The sequence below is a fragment of the Streptomyces sp. NPDC056452 genome, from assembly GCF_042796085.1.
Lineage (GTDB): Bacteria > Actinomycetota > Actinomycetes > Streptomycetales > Streptomycetaceae > Streptomyces.
Genome location: NZ_JBHTRI010000008.1, coordinates 164,866 through 182,693 on the forward strand (window position 1 = coordinate 164,866; position 17,828 = coordinate 182,693).

The 17,828-nt window shown below is 69.4% G+C and carries 14 protein-coding genes; 4 read left to right on the plus strand and 10 right to left on the minus strand.

Features of this window, described 5'->3' with window-relative positions; genetic code table 11:
* Nucleotides 1-119 precede the first annotated feature (119 nt).
* A complete protein-coding gene (locus ACFQ6X_RS10815) occupies nucleotides 120-884 on the minus strand; it encodes an NUDIX domain-containing protein (RefSeq protein ID WP_383179144.1) in 765 nt (254 codons plus the stop codon).
* A 222-nt stretch (nucleotides 885-1,106) separates the two neighbouring features.
* The gene (locus tag ACFQ6X_RS10820) at nucleotides 1,107-2,444 is read right to left on the minus strand and encodes a DUF4192 domain-containing protein (protein ID WP_383179147.1); all 1,338 of its coding nucleotides are present in this window, start codon (nucleotides 2,442-2,444) and stop codon (nucleotides 1,107-1,109) included.
* A 111-nt stretch (nucleotides 2,445-2,555) separates the two neighbouring features.
* Between ACFQ6X_RS10820 and ACFQ6X_RS10825 the strand changes: the two genes are divergently transcribed.
* Both ACFQ6X_RS10825 and ACFQ6X_RS10830 read left to right on the plus strand, forming a co-directional pair.
* Complete coding sequence (locus ACFQ6X_RS10825; RefSeq protein ID WP_329206714.1) at nucleotides 2,556-4,727, plus strand: RecQ family ATP-dependent DNA helicase; 2,172 nt, start codon at nucleotides 2,556-2,558, stop codon at nucleotides 4,725-4,727.
* A 216-nt stretch (nucleotides 4,728-4,943) separates the two neighbouring features.
* The gene (locus tag ACFQ6X_RS10830; protein WP_383179150.1) at nucleotides 4,944-5,585 is read left to right on the plus strand and encodes a hypothetical protein; all 642 of its coding nucleotides are present in this window, start codon (nucleotides 4,944-4,946) and stop codon (nucleotides 5,583-5,585) included.
* Nucleotides 5,586-5,643: 58 nt separating this feature from the next.
* On the opposite strand, the gene ACFQ6X_RS10835 is transcribed toward ACFQ6X_RS10830, so the two are convergent.
* The 3 genes from ACFQ6X_RS10835 to ACFQ6X_RS10845 all read right to left on the minus strand — a co-directional run bounded on the left by ACFQ6X_RS10835 (nucleotide 5,644) and on the right by ACFQ6X_RS10845 (nucleotide 7,837).
* Nucleotides 5,644-6,333: a hypothetical protein gene (locus ACFQ6X_RS10835; protein ID WP_383179320.1), complete on the minus strand. Its 690-nt coding sequence runs from the start codon at nucleotides 6,331-6,333 to the stop codon at nucleotides 5,644-5,646.
* A gap of 49 nt (nucleotides 6,334-6,382) precedes the next feature.
* Nucleotides 6,383-7,093, minus strand: coding sequence for a ribonuclease HII (locus ACFQ6X_RS10840; RefSeq protein WP_383179153.1), 711 nt, complete (start codon nucleotides 7,091-7,093; stop codon nucleotides 6,383-6,385).
* 126 nt (nucleotides 7,094-7,219) lie between these two features.
* The gene (locus ACFQ6X_RS10845) at nucleotides 7,220-7,837 is read right to left on the minus strand and encodes a TetR/AcrR family transcriptional regulator (protein WP_383179156.1); all 618 of its coding nucleotides are present in this window, start codon (nucleotides 7,835-7,837) and stop codon (nucleotides 7,220-7,222) included.
* 195 nt (nucleotides 7,838-8,032) lie between these two features.
* On the opposite strand from ACFQ6X_RS10845, the gene ACFQ6X_RS10850 reads away from it, so the two are divergent.
* Nucleotides 8,033-9,586, plus strand: a complete 1,554-nt coding sequence (locus ACFQ6X_RS10850; protein ID WP_383179159.1) for an MFS transporter — start codon at nucleotides 8,033-8,035, stop codon at nucleotides 9,584-9,586.
* Nucleotides 9,587-9,668: 82 nt separating this feature from the next.
* Here the strand turns inward: ACFQ6X_RS10850 and ACFQ6X_RS10855 are convergent, their stop codons facing one another.
* The 4 genes from ACFQ6X_RS10855 to ACFQ6X_RS10870 all read right to left on the minus strand — a co-directional run bounded on the left by ACFQ6X_RS10855 (nucleotide 9,669) and on the right by ACFQ6X_RS10870 (nucleotide 13,917).
* A complete protein-coding gene (locus tag ACFQ6X_RS10855) occupies nucleotides 9,669-11,441 on the minus strand; it encodes a DUF4153 domain-containing protein (protein WP_383179161.1) in 1,773 nt (590 codons plus the stop codon).
* Between the two features lie 193 nt (nucleotides 11,442-11,634).
* Nucleotides 11,635-12,543, minus strand: coding sequence for an ADP-ribosylglycohydrolase family protein (locus tag ACFQ6X_RS10860; protein WP_383179164.1), 909 nt, complete (start codon nucleotides 12,541-12,543; stop codon nucleotides 11,635-11,637).
* A gap of 12 nt (nucleotides 12,544-12,555) precedes the next feature.
* Entirely contained in the window at nucleotides 12,556-13,215 is a 660-nt protein-coding gene (locus ACFQ6X_RS10865; RefSeq protein WP_383179167.1) for a histidine phosphatase family protein, read from the minus strand.
* 96 nt (nucleotides 13,216-13,311) lie between these two features.
* On the minus strand, nucleotides 13,312-13,917 hold the full coding sequence (locus ACFQ6X_RS10870; RefSeq protein ID WP_383179170.1) for a YdbC family protein: 606 nt from the start codon (nucleotides 13,915-13,917) through the stop codon (nucleotides 13,312-13,314).
* Nucleotides 13,918-14,119: 202 nt separating this feature from the next.
* On the opposite strand from ACFQ6X_RS10870, the gene ACFQ6X_RS10875 reads away from it, so the two are divergent.
* A complete protein-coding gene (locus ACFQ6X_RS10875; RefSeq protein WP_383179172.1) occupies nucleotides 14,120-14,656 on the plus strand; it encodes a TerD family protein in 537 nt (178 codons plus the stop codon).
* A 217-nt stretch (nucleotides 14,657-14,873) separates the two neighbouring features.
* Here ACFQ6X_RS10875 and ACFQ6X_RS10880 read toward each other — a convergent pair whose 3' ends face one another.
* Nucleotides 14,874-17,783: a vitamin B12-dependent ribonucleotide reductase gene (locus ACFQ6X_RS10880; protein ID WP_329206731.1), complete on the minus strand. Its 2,910-nt coding sequence runs from the start codon at nucleotides 17,781-17,783 to the stop codon at nucleotides 14,874-14,876.
* Nucleotides 17,784-17,828: the final 45 nt, after the last annotated feature.

Below are 17,828 nucleotides of genomic sequence, written 5' to 3' on the forward strand. Positions count from 1 at the left end.
TGTGAGACCGCTCGGCGGCAGGGTTGGGTACCCCAGCAAGATAACGCGACATTTCAGACTTTTTGCGCATCACTGAAGCGGCGGGCGTTCCGCAGCCCGGACTTCACACGTCCGCGCCGTCAGACCTCGGGCCTCAGCATCGGAGGATTGAGCACGGTGGCCGCACCCGCCCGGAAGAGCTGCGCGGGGCGCCCGCCCTGGCGGGTGGTCGTCCCTCCGGAGGGAACCAGGAAACCGGGCGTGCCGGTGACCTTCCGGTGGAAGTTGCGAGGATCCAGGACGACGCCCCACACCGCTTCGTAGACCCGGCGCAGCTCACCGACAGTGAACTCGGGCGGGCAGAACGCCGTGGCAAGTGAGGAATATTCGATCTTGGAGCGGGCCCGCTCCACCCCGTCGTCGAGAATCCGTGCGTGATCGAAGGCGAGCGGCTCGGACTGCTCACCCTCACGGCCGAAACCTCCTTCGGGGCCGAGCAGGTCCTCGACCGGCGCCCAGCGGGCACTGTTCGCGTCACCACCGGCGCGAGGTGCGGGAAGATCGGGTGCCAGTGCGAGGTGTGCGACGCTGACGACCCTCATCCGGGGGTCGCGCTCGGGATCTCCGTAGGTGGCGAGCTGTTCGAGATGGGCGCCGTTTCCGGCAGCGGGGACGGCCGGATCGTGTGCGCAGAGACCGGTTTCCTCGACGAGTTCACGCGCCGCCGCTGCAGCGAGATCCTCATCGGCTCTGACGAATCCGCCCGGTAGCGCCCACCTGCCCTGGAAAGGCTGCTCTCCACGGCGCACCACCAACGCACAGAGCGCGTGACGGCGCACCGTGAGCACAACCAGGTCGACGGTGACAGCGAAGGGCGGGAAGGTCGACGGGTCGTAGGGCGGCATGCCGAGATCATAGTCGTCTGCCTGACGATAAACAGTCCCTTCGCCGTGCCCGACTCCGTCCGCCACTCCGCCACGGCCTCCGTCCGCTACTCCTCCACGGCCTTCGCCCGGACCGGCGCTCACGTTCATTCGGCCGGTTCCCGGACCGACCCGGCTTCCTGCACTTGTCGGTCTCGGTATCCGCTCCGGACGGGACCGCCTCGCCCGACTGCGTGCCTCCTGTCACCTGCCGCTCCTGGTGTCACGTCGGCCCTGCCGCTGGAGATCCCGGACCCGCCGCCGCGACGACGCCGCCGGTCCCGGGCGCGCGGAGCCGGGGGACGCCCTCCTGCGCCGTGCGGCCGAGGTGCGCGCCTGCTGCGGCCGAGTGCGCCCCGCCGTACGCCGCTCAACATGTCCAACGGCGCCACGGCCGCCGCCCCGCCCGGAGCGCATGCTGCGCTCGCTGCGAAGACACCGCCGCAGGGTCTCCGGGTCCAGGCCCTCGTTGCACGCCTGGTGCAGCAGCTGAGCGAAGGTGTAGTCCGGATCGGCCCGCAGCGCGAGCCCCAGCGCCACCCTCGCGGCCGGTTCATCACCCGAGGACCAGGAGACCCAGCCCGCCAGCGAGAGCGGCGCAGCCGCATGCTCCACGTACGGGCCGACACATCGACGGGCCAGTGCCCGCCACAGCCGCAGTGCGGTTTCGGCCTCTCGGCCTTCCATCCACTCCGCCGCCCTGTCCCGCGTCTCCCTGTCCTGAAGCCCGAGAATCACAGCGGCGGCCTCGTCCGAGCTGATCAGACGGTCATCACCACTGTCCGCTTCCGACGGAGCGGGCACCGGCGCACTTCCGAGGCGCTTCATGAGAGAACGCGCGAGTGTCAGAGTCTCCCCGGCCACCTCACGCCGCCCCATGGCGTCGAGGAGCCTGGACATCAGCGCGGCTCCCGCGGAGTCCAGGGCCCGCTCCTGTTCCGCCGCGGCCGCAGCCGCGGAATCCCAGGGCGAGAGCCGCGCCTCCATCTCCCGCAGCGAACCTCGCACCTGGATACCGGCGTAGGCGGCTGCCGCTGCCATCACGGTCGTACCAGGAAGTGCCAGTGGATTCCCCTCGGCCGGACAGCACCGCTCATCGGGGCAGCAGTAGGACCAGTAGCGGCCGTCGGAGATGCAGAGCGCTTCCAGCACCGGAACGTCGAGTGCCCCGCAAGCCCTGCGCAGACGCTGCGCGAGGGGCCTCAGTCGCTCCATGGTCTGGTTGCCGCTCTCTCCGTCGGCAGGGTCCTGGCAGAGGAAGACGACGATCGCGTCCGGACGCGTGTCACGCCGCTCGCTGCCGGAGATCAAGGACTGCGCAAGCTGGTCGGCGACCGGCGCCCACTCCGTCGGCGACTGCGGAATGCCGAGCCTGAGCCGCCCGCCGAAGCGGCCCCGCCCGCCGTGGAGGGCCACCATGACCACGCTGTCGTTCGGATGGAAGCCCATGAGGTACGGCAGGGCGTCGGCAAGTTCGGCGGGGCCGCGCAGGGTGATCTGCTGCTCGTCGGCCGGTCCGGTGGATTCGCGGTGCTTGTTCATGGCACGACCGTCCCGCGGGCAGCCGATTTCCGCGACCCCTGTGGATAACTTTATCCACAGGCACCGCACGGCCGTTCGCGGTTTGTCACAGGCATCGGGTTGCATGGGGGCATGACCAACGCAGACCGCGCAGAGCTCAGAGCCTCGGCCGATTCCGTACTTGCCCGACTCGTCGGGGACACCACCGGCGCTGCCCGCCTGCGCGAGGACCAGTGGCGGGCCATCGAGGCCCTCGTCGCCGACAAGCGCAGAGCCCTGGTCGTACAGCGGACGGGATGGGGTAAATCCGCTGTGTATTTCGTGGCGACCTCGCTGCTGCGCGCGCAGGGCAGCGGCCCGACGGTGATCGTCTCGCCCCTGCTCGCGCTGATGCGCAACCAGGTCGCCGCAGCCGCCAGGGCCGGCATCAGCGCCCGCACGATCAACTCCTCGAACACCGAGGAGTGGGAGACCGTCCAGGCAGAGGTCGCCGCGGGCGAGGTGGATGTGCTGCTCGTCAGCCCCGAACGGCTCAACAACCCCGACTTCCGCGACCAGGTGCTGCCGGCGCTCGCCGCCGCGACGGGCCTGCTGGTGGTGGACGAGGCCCACTGCATCTCCGACTGGGGGCACGATTTCCGGCCGGATTACCGGCGCCTGCGGACCATGCTCGCCGACCTCCCCGCAGGCGTCCCCGTCCTCGCCACCACGGCCACAGCCAATGCCCGTGTGACCGCGGACGTCGCGGAGCAGCTCGGAACGGGCGCGGGCACGGACGCGCTGGTCCTGCGCGGCCCGCTGGACCGGGAGAGCCTCAGTCTCAGCGTGCTCCAACTGCCCAATGCCGCGCATCGCCTGGCATGGCTGGGCGACCATCTCGGGGAGCTTCCCGGCTCCGGGATCATCTACACGCTCACCGTCGCGGCGGCCGAGGAGATCACGGCGTACCTGCGCCAGGGAGGGCACACGGTCGCGTCGTACACAGGCCGTACGGAGAACGCCGACCGGCAGCAGGCGGAAGACGATCTGCTGGCCAACCGGGTAAAGGCCCTGGTCGCCACCTCGGCACTCGGTATGGGATTCGACAAACCCGACCTCGGCTTCGTCGTGCACCTGGGCTCGCCGTCCTCCCCCATCGCCTACTACCAGCAGGTGGGTCGCGCGGGGCGCGGCGTCGAGCACGCCGAGGTGCTGCTGCTCCCGGGCAAGGAGGACGAAGCCATCTGGCAGTACTTCGCCTCGGTCGCCTTCCCTCCCGAGGAGCAGGTGCGACGAACGCTCGATGTCCTCGCCCAGGCCGGCCGGCCTCTCTCGTTGCCGGCCATGGAGCCCCTGGTCGATCTGCGGCGCACCCGTCTGGAAACCATGCTCAAGGTGCTGGATGTCGACGGTGCCGTGAAGCGGGTGAAGGGCGGCTGGATCTCCACGGGCGAGCCCTGGATCTACGATTCCGAGCGCTACGCCTGGGTCGCGAGGCAGCGGTCCGCCGAGCAGCAGGCCATGCGCGACTACGCCTCGGGGACCGGCTGCCGCATGGAGTTCCTCCGGCGCCAGCTGGATGACGAGGAGGCCAGGGCGTGCGGACGCTGTGACAACTGCGCAGGCGCCCGTTTCGACGACAAGGTCTCCACCGCGGCACTCGACGGTGCGCGGGGCGAGCTCGGCCGGCCGGGCGTGGAGGTCGAGCCGCGCAAGATGTGGCCCACAGGACTGGCGGCGGTCGGGGTCGACCTCAAAGGCAGGATCCCCGCGGGCGACCTGTCCTTCACCGGACGCGCACTCGGTCGGCTCTCCGACATCGGCTGGGGCAACCGGTTGCGCCCGATGCTCGCAGCTCAGGCCCCGGACACCACCGTTCCGGACGATGTGTCGAACGCGGTGGTCACTGTCATCACCGACTGGGCCAAGGGGCCGGGTGGTTGGGCTTCCGGGGCTCCGGACGCCGCCGCCAGACCGGTCGGCGTCGTCACGGTCGCCTCGCGCCGCAGGCCGCAGTTGGTGCACTCGCTCGGAAGCCGTATCGCCGAGGTCGGCAGGATGCCTCTGCTGGGTAGCGTGACCTACGCGCCCGGCGCCGAGGACCTGCGCATCTCGCAGACCAACAGCGCACAGCGGGTGAAGGCCTTGCACGAGGCCCTCGTCGTGGAACCTTCCCTCGCCGAGGCCCTGGCAGCCGCGAAGGGGCCCGTCCTGCTCGTGGACGACCTCTCCGACACCGGCTGGACGCTCGCCGTAGCGGCTCGGCTGCTCCGCCGGGCCGGCGCAGAGGGTGTGTTTCCGCTGGTCCTCGCCATCCAGGCATGACTCAAGGCTTCATCCGGCGCCGTATGGGCAGGGATATCCGTGTCATTCCGGCCGATACCCGTCAGGCGCACCAATTGCTCGTTGCCGCCTGCCGATACGACAGGAAGAATTGAACTCGCTCCCCGCACGGTCCTTTCGCGGGCCCGCAAGGGCTGTGCCGCGGCGCGCCCTCATTCGACCCTGCCCGCACCGTGGGCGCGTAGCGAAGGGAGGACCGTGACCTTCGGATTCGCTCCGTCCGCAGCCACATCGCTGTCGGCGTCCCCGGTATCCGCAGACTCCGTCAACCACCTTGCCAGGATGCTCGAACCGGCCGAGTGGGCGGCGGCCGGCATACCCCTGCTGCGCAGCCCGCGCGAGGTCGTCAGCGGCTTGCACGCACGGCACCGGCCGACCCCGGCCACCGCCGTGGTCGCTGTCCTCGATCATGAGGAACGGCTCACAGCCAGCGCGTCGTTCGCCCGCCGCACCTCGGTGACGGCGGACGGATGGGAGTTCCGCAACGCGGTGCTCGCCCATCTGCGCCGGGTGATCCCGCACGATCTGCGGCGCCGCACCCCGGTGCGTACCGCAGTGCTGCTCTACTGCCGCGAGGGTGACGAACGGTGGACGGAGGAGGACGGGGCGTGGATGTGGGGGCTGAGGGATGCCTGCACGCTGCACGGGCTTCGCTGCGGGGCCTACATCACCCTGACGCGTGGAGGCTGGCAGGTCCTGGGTGAGGGCCGGGGCGGCCGCCGTCCCAGCTCGCTGTCCCAGCCGTCAGCTCTCGCCGACACATCCACCGATCATGATCCGGTCCCGTTGCGCACGGGCGGCGGAGCGGCGGAGGCGCTGAGGCGGACCGCCGCCCGGTGAAACGGAACGTGGGTCCCGGGGGTCCTTTTCGGACCATCGGGACCCACGAACGTACGACCTAGCGGACGACTCCGACGCCCGCACCGAGCGCGGAGTTGATCTTCTGCGGGTCTCCGCACACGATCAGCAGCGCGCCCGCGCGGTCCCGGGCGACGGACAGCGCACGGGCGGCACTGTCATCGATGTCCCCGTTGGCGGCGACGATGACCACGGGACGGGAAGCACAGCGGTCGACAGACGCCGTGTGGGCGAAGAAGACATCGTCACCGGCATCCTGCTGTGCCCAGTACGCGGTCTCTCCGAAGGAGAGTTCGTGTGTGGCCCAGGGGTGGTTCTCACCTGTGGTGAGAACCAGGATGTCTCCGGGTGCCCGCCCGGAGTCCAGGAGCAGATCGACGGCCTCGTCGGCTGCGTCGAGCGCACCGCCGGCCGGGGCCGGGATCAGCTGGAGCTGAGCCGCGGAACGATTCTCCGGCTGCTTGCGCTCGGCCGGGGCGGGAGCCGCGACGGTGGCCGAAGCGGGAGCCGGGGCAGCGGGACGCGGGGGTGTGGGAAGCGGGCGCTGCGCCGGGGGCGCGGGCCGCGCAGGGCCGGGGCCCGGGTGTCCGGGACGCGGCGTGGCCGCGGAACGCGGGCCAGGTACGGGACGGGGGGTCGGCGCGGTACGGCCGGCGGCCGGAGTGACGCGGGGACCCTGGACGCTCTCGGGAATCTGAGGCTCCTCAAGGAGGGGGTAGGACGCTTGAATGGTTGTCTGTCGAACACCGGCGGTGTGCCGGGGAGTTACGCCTGCGCGATCAGAAGTCGAAGCCGAGCTGGCCCCCGCTTTCCAGTGCAGCCGCCTCGGCGGAGAGTCGGACCTTCTTCAGGTGCTGCCACCTCGGCAGCGCGTCGAGGTAGGACCAGCTGAGGCGGTGGTGAGGCGTGGGCCCCATCTCCTCCAGTGCGGCCCGGTGCACCGGTGACGGATAGCCCGCGTTGGCGGAGAAGGCGAAGTCTGCGTACTCGCCCGATTCCGCTCCCAGTTCGGCCATCATCGTGTCCCGGCGGACCTTCGCGATCACCGACGCCGCGGCGACAGCGATGCAGGACTGGTCGCCCTTGATCACCGTACGGACGTTCCAGGGCTGTCCGAGGTAGTCGTGCTTGCCGTCGAGAATCACGGCATCCGGACGCACCGGCAGCTCATTCAGGGCCCTGACCGCCGCGAGGCGGAGCGCCGCGGTCATGCCGAGATCATCGATTTCCAGCGGCGACGCGTGGCCCAGTCCGTAGGCCGTGACCCAGCCCTCGAGCAGCGGGGCCAGCTCCGCCCGGCGCTTGGGGCTGATCAGCTTGGAGTCGGTGAGGCCCTCGGGGGGTCTGCGGAGGCCGGTGACGGCCGCGCACACGGTGACGGGGCCGGCCCACGCTCCGCGTCCGACCTCATCGACACCTGCGACGGTCCTGGCACCGGAGGTGGCGCGCAGTGAGCGCTCGACGGTGTGCGTGGGCGGTTCGTACGGCATGACGCCTGTCAGGGTACGCCGATGGGCACGGCAAGAACACCCCGGGGCCACCGGACGACGGGCGGACCCGCACCCGGTCGGGGCCGGTACGGGGCGGACGCCGCGACCCGGCATCCGCCTGCGGCGTCAGACGCGGAACAGAGGCACCATGACCTGGTCGATCATCTGAGCGATCTCGTCGTCCGGCCACTCGCTTCCACTCACCTTGGTGCGGTACATCATCATCGCCGGAATCACGTCGAGGACCATCCCGCTCATGGCATCCGGTCGCACCTCGCCCCGGGCGACACCACGGGCAACGACTCTCCGGAAGAGTTCGGTGGAGGGTTCGATCATGCCGTTGACGATCACCGCCTGGAATCGCTCGGCAGCGTTCACGTCGCACTCGTGCAGGACCGACCTCAGGGCGATGCCGGGTCCTGAGAGCATCGCGTCGCGCATCCTGCGGCACACCTCGTAGAGGTCCTCGCGGACCCCTCCCCGGTCGGGTGCCTCGTCGAGGGTCGGCAGACCGGCCCGCAGCGCATCCGCGACCAGGTCCTCCTTCGAGGGCCACCGCCGGTACACCGCGGCCTTGCCGGTCCGGGCGCCGGCTGCGACGCCTTCCATCGTCAGACCGCCCCATCCCACCGTGCTCAGTTGCTCGAGCGCGGCATCGAGGATGGCCCGTTCGAGCACCGGCCCGCGGCGGCGCAGGGACATCGGCCCGGGCCGAGCGGCGGCCGTGGGACGCGAAGAAGTCATCAGCAGTTCTCCATCGGAACAGGGAAGCGCACATCGTCGCGGGCCTGAGCGGACCCGGTACCGAGGACGAGCACCCCCGATCGCATCCCGCCGACAGCAGTGTCAGTGAACGCTTGCGTTCACTAATGGGGACTCACTACCGTGGGCGAGACAGTGAACGCGTTCGTTCACTAACTCACTTGTGGGGGATCCATAGTGACAACATCTCAGTTAGAAGCACAGAGCAAACCCGGCGCGGCACGCAGGACAGGGCGTCCGGGGATCGCCCTCGCCGTCATCGCCGCGTGTCAGTTGATGGTTGTACTGGATGCCACGATCGTCAACATCGCGCTTCCGCACATCCAGGACGCGCTCAGCTTCTCCACGACCGACCTCTCCTGGGTGCTGAGTTCCTACACGCTCACCTTCGGCGGACTGCTGCTGCTGGGCGGCAGGGCGGGCGACATCCTGGGGCGCCGCAGGGTCTTCATGGCCGGAATCCTGCTCTTCACACTTGCCTCGCTCCTCGGCGGACTCGCCCAGGAGCCGTGGCAGTTGCTGGCCGCACGCGCGCTGCAGGGCGTCGGGGGCGCCATCGCGTCGCCCACCTCCCTCGCCCTGATCACCACCACGTTCCCCGAAGGGCCCGAACGCAACCGGGCGTTCGGCGTGTTCGCCGCAGTGTCGGCGGGCGGCGGAGCGATCGGACTGCTGACCGGCGGCATGCTCACCGAATGGCTCGACTGGCGCTGGGTCCTCTTCGTCAACGTGCCCATCGGTGTGCTGATCGCGGTCCTGGCACCGATGTACATCAACGAGTCGGAGAAGCACCCGGGGCGCTTCGACATCTCCGGGGCCCTGACCTCGACACTCGGCATGGCCTCGCTGGTCTACGGATTCATCCGCGCCTCGGAGGCGGGCTGGCGGGACACCCTCACGTTGTCGTCCTTCGGTGCCGCCGTGGTGCTCCTCGCCGCGTTCGTGCTCATCGAGTCGCGTGCCAGGGAACCGATCACCCCGCTGCGGATGTTCGCCGACCGCAACCGCTCCGGCACCTACATGATCATGCTCAGCCTGGCTGCGGCCATGTTCGGCATGTTCTTCTTCATCGTGCTGTTCGTTCAGAACGTCCTGAACTACAGCCCGATCGAGTCGGGTCTGGCGTTCCTGCCCGTCACGGTCGCGATCATTATCGGCGCGGGGCTCTCCCAGCGGCTGCTCCCGGTGCTGGGGCCGAAGCCGTTCATGGTCACCGGGTCGGCGATCACCGGGATCGGACTCTTCTGGCAGACCCTCATCTCACCGGACAGTTCGTACGTGAGCGGGGTGCTCGGACCGATGTTCCTCTTCGGATTCGGCATGGGGCTGAACTTCGTCACCCTCACCCTGACCGCGGTCTCCGGCGTCGCTCAGCACGAGGCCGGCGCTGCCTCCAGTCTCCTCAACGCGAGCCAGCAGGTCGGAGGTTCGCTGGGCCTGTCCATCCTGGTGACGGTCTTCGGCACCGCGAGCCGCAACGAGGCCGAGAAGCAGCTTCCGTCCTTCATGGCGCAGGCGACACCCGAGCAGAAGGCGGAGTTCGCCAGGACGCACGAACTGCCCGCTCCCTGGGGGCACGACGTGCTCACCCACGGCATCTCCACGGCCTTCACCGCGGCCGTCGCCATGGTCGCGCTCGCTCTGCTGACCGCCGCGCTCGTGATCCGGGTACGCAAGAGCGACCTGGAAGCACTCAGCGGGAAGTCCGCAGCGGCAGGACCCGGCGCCTAGCGGATCCCGACGGCGCCAAGGGGCCCGGAAAGCACCGTGCGGGCCTCTCCCGAGGGAGACGGCCCGCACGGTGCGAGCGCGGTCAGTACGGGTCGTAGGAGTCGTCCTCCTCGTAGTCCCGGTCACTGGTGTCGCTGCCCAGTTCGTCACACTCGTTGCCCCGGTCCTGGACCGCGCGCTCCTCGAGAATGTCCCGGGCCCTCGCCTCGCCCCAGCTCGACGCGTACCAGGGGGTGTCCGAGGTGACGAGGTCGCGCTGGATCCTCACCAGTGAGCAGGACCGCAGTGGCTCCGGCAGTTTGTCCAGAGCCGGTACGGCGTCGGCCGAGAGGCCTCCGAGGTAGTCGATGTCGATGGTCTTGCCCTTGTCGTGGCGCTGGACGTTCTGTTCCGCGATCAGCCCGTCGGGCGAGAGCAGTCCGAAGGCGAGCACACCGACAGCGGCACTCACGGCGACCGCGCGCGGCAGCAGCTTGGCGCCGAACACTCCCGCCGCGAGGATGAGGACCAGCACCACACCGAGCCAGAGTTCCACCGCGGCGACGGAGATCCGCAGCCGCGTCAGGCCGAAGGCGTCCACGTAGAGGTCCATGCGGCGCAGTGCCGAGGCCACGACGACAAGCGTGAGCACGCACAGGACGCCGAGGACGCCCCTGACCAGGGTCCGGTCACGCGATCCGCCCCTCGGAGCCCAGCGCAGCGCAAGCGCGATGACGACCAGAGTGAGGACCGTGGCCCAGAGCAGCTGCCAGAACCCCTGGCGTGCGTACTGGGCCGGGTACAGCCCGGTCTCCTCGTAGACCTTGTCGTACCCGCCGAGCAGGACCGCGAGCTGGAGCGCGATGAAGGCGGCGAACAGGAGGTTGAGCACGATCAGGGGAAGCGCCCATTCGACCCTGCTGCGGGCCGGTCCCGGGCGGACGGTGATGCCGTCCCAACGCACCGGGGCGGCCGCGGTGTACGCGGTGGCCAGGGCGCCGACGAGCCCGAGCACGAACAGGAAGACCCGCCACGGCGCCTCACCGATCGACACGTCGGGCAGGAGGTTGCCCAGGAGGTCCGCGAACGCGGCATCGGCGCTGGCGAAGAGCGCTCCGAACACGATGAGCAGAACGATGGCCACCGCAGCGCTGCGTACCGCCGTGCGCACACGGCCCTTGGAATCGTCGGCACGGTCGCGCACGCCCCGCAGACCCCAGCCCAGGCCGGCCGGGACCGAGTGGAACAGCCCCGTCGATCCGAGCAGGACCCCCGGCCAGCTTCGGCTGCCGTGCAGCGCGAGCGAGCCGAGGGCAAGTGCCGACACCATGGCGAGGAAGGTGGGCCAGCCGGCGTCCCGGAGCGCCGGAACCACCAGGAGCGCCAGGCCTCCGACCGCCCACGTGACGGTCCACGGGCGAATCCTGCGGCCTGCCTCACGCGCCGCGAAGAACGCCGCCAGGGTCGCGGGCACGGCGACCAGCAGAAGATTCAGCCCGAGGCCGTCGCCGAGCAGCAATGCGCTGAGCAGGGCCGTGGCCAGGACCGACCAGAACGTCGCGGCCCCGATCGCGGGCGGCGCCGAGGGCCGGAGTCCGGACAGCACACCGGGGGACGGCTTCTGCGCGCGGCGCTGCCAGGGGTCGGCGGGCGGCGGCTGGAGGTAGGCCGGCCGCACCGGCGGTTCCTGGCCGGAAGCCTGGCCCGGCACCGCTGCCGGTGTCTGCGCGCGCTCCCGGGGAGCCGCCTCCTGCCTGCCGGCGTCCTCGGGAGACCCCGTGTCGGCCGGCTCGGGCACGGTGCTGGACGCCTGGACACCCTCGGGCGGCGGTGACGCCTCGGCCCGGCGGGCTGCCTCGGACGGTTGATCGGACATGGGACCCCTCCCCCACCGGGGTCCTTCCGCACGGCCACATGGCGGCGCGCCGGCCCCGACGTCTCATCGGCGCACGCCCTTCAAGATCAATGAGAGCGGCGTGGCCGAAAGATTAGCCCCGTCCCGGCGACTCCAGGCGTCCGGGGGGCTGCTGTGGCAGGACCGTGACAAGTGGAAGCGGCCGGTCGGACCGTCAGACGTGCGCCCGGGTCAGCCAGTGCGGCGGCTCTTCCGTGAGGGCCAGCCATTCGGCCGGAGGACTGCCGGCCTCGCCCGAGGCGACAACACCGCCGACGATCGCGCAGGTGGTGTCCACGTCGCCGCCTGCTTGAGCAGTCACCCAGAAAGCCTGTTCGAAGTCACCGAGGCTGCGTGCCGCCGACCAGAGGGCGAACGGAACCGTGTCGTGCGCACTCGTCCGGCGGCCGTTGCCGAGGACGGCCGCGACCGTCCCGGCGTCCCGGTAGTCGAGCATGTCGCGTGCACGGCGCAGCCCGGCACCGACCGCACTGCGCGGAACGAGTGCGACGACGCCGTCCAGCAGGCCCTCGGGCGTCGGCGGCCCGTCGGGCGAGGCGACCAGCGAGGCAGCCGCCGCGACAGCCATGGCACCCACGACGGCCTCGCGGTGCTGGTGCGTGGTGTACGAGGAGATCTCGGCCTGGTGGGTGGCCTGCTCGGGGTCGTCGGCGTACCAGGCACCGAGAGGCGCGATACGCATGGCCGACCCGTTCCCCCAGGACCCCTGGCCCTGGAAGAGCGCGGAAGCCAGCTCGCGCCAGTCACCGCCCTCCCGGACCAGTCTGAGCAGACGGTTCACCGCGGGGCCGTAGCCCCGGTCGAAGTCGTGGTGCTCGGCGAAGGAGTGGGCGAGCGCGTCCTGGTCGATGCGCTGGTGTGCGGCCAGGACGGCGACCACCGAGCACGCCATCTCGGTGTCGTCGGTCCACTGCCAGGGACCCGGCGGCAGGGCTCGCCTCTTGAGGAGCGGGTAATTGGCCGGGACGAAGAACTGGGAGCCGAGGGCATCTCCCACGGACAGTCCACGCAGGCTGGCCAGAGCGCGTTCGAAGCGCCGGTCAAAAGCGGAGTCAACGGTCATCGCTCTGCCACTCTATCCGGTGCGGCCGTACGGCTCGGGGGTGCGCCACCGTTCGAAGGGCCGGTCCAGGGTGTACCGGCCGTTCTCGCCGAGCAGCAGGGTGCGGGTCTCGCCGTTGCCCGGGTTCGACAGCGATTCGAATTCGGCGACCGACCAGTGGAACCAGCGCATGCAGAAGAGCCGCATGGTCAGTCCGTGGGTGACCAGCAGGACGTTCTCCGGGTGGTCGGGGTCCTCGAAGCTGCGGTGCAGACTCTCCAGGAACGCTCCGACCCGGTCGTACACGTCGGCCCCGGACTCGCCCTGCGCGAAGCGGTAGAAGAAGTGCCCGTACGCGTCCCGGTAGGCCTTCTGCAGCCTGACGTCGTCCCGGTCCTGCCAGTTGCCCCAGTCCTGCTCGCGCAGTCGTGGTTCCTCCCTGATGCGCACCTGCCGCACATCGAGGCCGAGCAGCCGGAACGTCTCGTGGGTGCGCCGGTAGGGCGAGACATAGACGCTGACCTGCTCGTCCCCGAACAGCTCGCGCAGCCCCGTGCCGGTCTCCCGTGCCTGGCGCAGACCCGTCGCCGTGAGCCTCAGCGCATGGTCGGGCTCGCGTTCGTACACCGTGTCGTCGGCATTGCCCTCGGACTCGCCGTGCCGGACGAGAACTATGCGTTGCGGTCGTGCCATGTAACGACCCTAATTGCCGTCCGGCGTGACCGAGCGGTCGTACCGGCTCCATCCGGCGTATGTGACCGAGGGAACGCCGGTCGCGAAGCGGGGCGGTCACACCGTCCAGGACGCCTCGAGCTGGACCACGTCCCCGGTGAGCGCCTCGACGTCCGTCTCCGTCTGTGCCAGTGCGGACAGCCGGGCGAGGCTCGCCGGCCGGTACTTTCCGCGTTCGGCACTCGACTGCCACATGGACAGCACCAGGAATTCGTGTCCCGGCGCTTCTCCGAACACGCCGCGGAGCATGCCGGGGGAACCGGCCATCGCCGGGTTCCACACCCGCTTCTGCGTGAGCGCGAAGTGCTCGACGCGATCCTCGTACACCCGGCTGTGCGCCACCCTCAGCACGTCCGCGTCGGTGAAGAGCGGCTCGAAACCGGTCTTCACGTCGAACCGGCACTCGAAGAGCTTGACCTGCATGTCCTTGTACATTCCGGACTGGCCGGCAGCCAGCCGGTCGTGCTCCCGGGCCATGAACGAGTCGTAGAAGACCCGGTTCTCCCAGAATGCGAACACATGGGCGACATCGGGCTTCCCCCGGCTCCACCCACCGCTCTGCCCCCTGAACCCCGGCTCACCGAGCAGCCCCGCCCACTTTCGCTGCCCCCGTTCGAAACCGCGACGGTCCACCACGGTGCAACGAATCCACTTGACCAGCACGGGGCCATCGTACGGCGCCGGAGGTGGCGCGGGTCACGCTCCGGGGCGGTCGTCCGGCCGGCCGTCGGCGGCACCGGACATCCTCGGCCAGGCGATGGCCCGAATCCGCCGTACCAACCCAACGTGGTTGGATCCACGGACAGTTACGGACATCATCGGGGTGGCAGAGGTCCTTCGGCCCAGCAGCAAGGAGGGAAGTCCGATGAGCACTCCCAACAAGGACATCGAGAAGGTCGAAGTGAGGGTCAAATGGGACCCGAGCGAGACCGGTGAGCCCGCCAACGACCTCGACATCATCGCGGCCACGTACGCGTCGGAAGCGCCGTACGGCAGCCCCGCGTATCTCGTGCACTTCGACAGCCGCTCGCCGGACGGCACCATCACCCTGAACCGGGACAGCCGGACAGGTCAGGGCTTCGGCTTCGACGAGGTCATGACCCTGGAGCTGGACCGGCTCTCGGACGCGTACACCAGGGTCGTCGTCGGAGTGGCCATCCAGCAGCGCGACGGGCGGAAGACCTTCGGCCAGATAGAGCACACGGCCGTACAGATCCGCGAGGGATACACGAATCTGGATGAGGACGATTTCTCGGGAGTCTCCGCGGCCACGGCCGCGGTCGTCGCGGAATTCACCCGGAACGCTTCGGGCTCCTGGGGGTTCCACGCGGCCGTTCGCGGATTCGACGGTGACCCTGACGCGTTCGCGGCGGTCATGGGAAACCGCCTCCCCGGGAGCTGAGACCGATCGGTCCCGCCACCTCTTTCGTGCCGTAGGACCTGATCGACGAGTACCTCCTCTGCGTCCACCCCGCCCGGTGATCCTCGGCCAGGGAAAGTCGCCCTCCTCCGCCACGAGCGCCCCGCCCCCGCTGCGCGCGAGACCTCACACGCACGAGGGGAGGGGCACCGGCTCAGCAGCCGGTGCCCCTCCCCTTTCACGCTTCAGTCAGCCGATGTCAGCTGCACCCGCTGGTCGAGCCGCAGCCCTCGCAGATGTAGCAGGATCCGGCGCGCTGCATCTTCGTACCGCAGGAGAAGCACAGCGGAGCGTCCGCGCTGATGCCGAGTTGCATCTCGACCAGCTCGGCCGAGGTGTGTGCCGTCCTGGGAGCCGGCGTCTCGGCAACGCTCGCCTTGGGCGACGCGACCGCCTTCAGCGGCTCCACCTGTACGGGGGCGGACTGGGCCAGGCTCTCGACGTCCAGCTGGTCGTCCCCGAAGGAGGGCTCGTACGAACCCGTGTCGAGGTGACGCTGGCGCTCCTCGGCCGAGTGGATGCCGAGTGCCGAACGCGTCTCGAAGGGCAGGAAGTCGAGCGCCAGGCGACGGAAGATGTAGTCGACGATCGACTGCGCCATCCGCACGTCCGGGTCGTCCGTCATACCGGCCGGCTCGAAGCGCATGTTGGTGAACTTGGAGACGTAGGTCTCCAGCGGCACGCCGTACTGCAGACCGACCGAGACGGCGATCGAGAAGGCGTCCATCATGCCCGCGAGGGTCGAACCCTGCTTGGACATCTTCAGGAAGACCTCACCGAGACCGTCGTCCGGGTAGGAGTTGGCGGTCATGTAGCCCTCGGCGCCGCCCACCGTGAAGGAGGTGGTGATGCCGGGACGGCCCTTGGGCAGACGCTTGCGGACCGGGCGGTACTCGACGACCTTCTCGACCGCGGTACGGATGGTGTCCTCGGCCTTGGCGGTGACCGCCGCCTTCTCCTTCTCCTTGGTCTTCGCGGAGAGGGGCTGGCCGACCTTGCAGTTGTCGCGGTAGATCGCGAGCGCCTTGACGCCCATCTTCCACGCCTCGAAGTAGACCTCTTCGACGTCCTCGACGGTGGCCGTCTCCGGCAGGTTCACCGTCTTGGACAGCGCGCCGGAGATCCACGGCTGGATCGCCGCCATCATCCGGACGTGGCCCATGGCCGAGATGGAACGCTCGCCCATCGCGCAGTCGAAGACGCTGTAGTGCTCGGGCTTCAGACCCGGGGCGTCGATCACATTGCCGTTCTCGGCGATGTGGGCGACGACCGCCTCGATCTGCTCCGGCTGGTAGCCGAGGCGACGCAGGGCCTGCGGCACCGTGCCGTTGACGATCTGCATCGAGCCGCCGCCGACGAGCTTCTTGAACTTGACCAGGGCGAGGTCGGGCTCCAGGCCGGTGGTGTCGCAGGACATCGCGAGACCGATGGTGCCGGTGGGGGCGATGACCGAGGCCTGCGCGTTGCGGAAGCCGTTCTTCGCACCGATGCGGATCACGTCCTGCCAGGCCTCCGTCGCGGCGGCCCAGATCGGCGAGTCCAGGTCGTCCACGTGGACGGCCTTGCCGTTGGCGTCGGAGTGCTGCTTCATGACGCGCTGGTGCGGCTCGGCGTTGCGGGCGTAGCCGTCGTACGGGCCGACGACCGCGGCCAGCTCGGCGGAGCGCCGGTAGGAGGTGCCGGTCATCAGCGAGGTGATCGCACCGGCGAGCGCGCGGCCGCCGTCGCTGTCGTACGCGTGGCCGGTCGCCATCAGGAGGGCGCCGAGGTTGGCGTAGCCGATGCCCAGCTGGCGGTAGGCGCGGGTGTTCTCGCCGATCTTCTGGGTCGGGAAGTCCGCGAAGCAGATCGAGATGTCCATCGCGGTGATGACCAGCTCGACGACCTTGGCGAAGCGCTCGACCTCGAAGGACTGGTTGCCCTCGCCGTCGTCCTTGAGGAACTTCATGAGGTTCAGCGAGGCCAGGTTGCACGAGGTGTTGTCCAGGTGCATGTACTCGCTGCAGGGGTTCGAGCCGTTGATCCGGCCGGACTCCGGGCAGGTGTGCCACTGGTTGATGGTGTCGTCGTACTGGATGCCCGGGTCTGCGCAGGCCCAGGCCGCCTCGGCCATCTTGCGGAAGAGGGACTTGGCCTCGACCTCTTCGATGACGTCACCGGTCATACGGGCGCGGAGGCCGAACTTCCCGCCGGACTCGACGGCCTTCATGAACTCGTCGTTCACGCGGACCGAGTTGTTGGCGTTCTGGTACTGGACGGACGTGATGTCGTCGCCGCCCAGGTCCATGTCGAAGCCCGCGTCACGCAGGGCGCGGATCTTCTCCTCCTCCTTCACCTTGGTCTCGATGAAGTTCTCGATGTCGGGGTGGTCGACGTCGAGAATGACCATCTTGGCCGCGCGGCGGGTCGCACCACCGGACTTGATCGTTCCGGCGGACGCGTCGGCGCCACGCATGAACGAGACAGGGCCGGAAGCGTTGCCGCCGGAGGAGAGGAGCTCCTTGGAGGAGCGGATGCGGGAGAGGTTCAGGCCGGCACCGGAGCCGCCCTTGAAGATCATTCCCTCTTCCTTGTACCAGTCGAGGATCGACTCCATGGAGTCGTCGACGGCCAGGATGAAGCAGGCCGAGACCTGCTGCGGCTGAGGCGTGCCGACGTTGAACCAGACCGGCGAGTTGAAGCTGAAGATCTGGTGCAGGAGGGCGTACGCCAGCTCGTGCTCGAAGATCTCCGCGTCGGCGGGCGAGGCGAAGTAGTCGTAGTCCTCTCCGGCCTTCCGGTACGTCTTCACGATCCGGTCGATCAGCTGTCGCAGACCGGTCTCGCGCTGCGGCGTGCCGACGGCCCCCCGGAAGTACTTGCTGGTGACGATGTTGACCGCGTTCACCGACCAGAAGTCGGGGAACTCGACGCCACGCTGCTCGAAGTTGATCGAGCCGTCGCGCCAGTTGGTCATGACGACGTCACGGCGCTCCCACGCGACCTCGTCGTACGGATGCACGCCGGGAGACGTGTGGATGCGCTCGATGCGCAGACCCTGCTTGGTCGCAGTCGACTTGGCTCCCTTGGTGCGGGAACCTCGTGCCGGGCCGCTCGCCGTCTCTGTCATGCCGCCTCCCATATGTGGGCAAAAACGCCCTGAAGTGCCCAGTTC

What these genes read in the sequence shown, in the direction of transcription:
- ACFQ6X_RS10815 (WP_383179144.1), bottom strand. Translation starts at nt 884, where the DNA reads ATGCCGCCCTACGACCCGTCGACCTTCCCGCCCTTCGCTGTCACCGTC.
- ACFQ6X_RS10820 (WP_383179147.1), bottom strand. Translation starts at nt 2,444, where the DNA reads ATGAACAAGCACCGCGAATCCACCGGACCGGCCGACGAGCAGCAGATC.
- ACFQ6X_RS10825 (WP_329206714.1), top strand. Translation starts at nt 2,556, where the DNA reads ATGACCAACGCAGACCGCGCAGAGCTCAGAGCCTCGGCCGATTCCGTA.
- ACFQ6X_RS10840 (WP_383179153.1), bottom strand. Translation starts at nt 7,093, where the DNA reads ATGCCGTACGAACCGCCCACGCACACCGTCGAGCGCTCACTGCGCGCC.
- ACFQ6X_RS10845 (WP_383179156.1), bottom strand. Translation starts at nt 7,837, where the DNA reads ATGACTTCTTCGCGTCCCACGGCCGCCGCTCGGCCCGGGCCGATGTCC.
- ACFQ6X_RS10855 (WP_383179161.1), bottom strand. Translation starts at nt 11,441, where the DNA reads ATGTCCGATCAACCGTCCGAGGCAGCCCGCCGGGCCGAGGCGTCACCG.
- ACFQ6X_RS10860 (WP_383179164.1), bottom strand. Translation starts at nt 12,543, where the DNA reads ATGACCGTTGACTCCGCTTTTGACCGGCGCTTCGAACGCGCTCTGGCC.
- ACFQ6X_RS10865 (WP_383179167.1), bottom strand. Translation starts at nt 13,215, where the DNA reads ATGGCACGACCGCAACGCATAGTTCTCGTCCGGCACGGCGAGTCCGAG.
- ACFQ6X_RS10875 (WP_383179172.1), top strand. Translation starts at nt 14,120, where the DNA reads ATGAGCACTCCCAACAAGGACATCGAGAAGGTCGAAGTGAGGGTCAAA.
- ACFQ6X_RS10880 (WP_329206731.1), bottom strand. Translation starts at nt 17,783, where the DNA reads ATGACAGAGACGGCGAGCGGCCCGGCACGAGGTTCCCGCACCAAGGGA.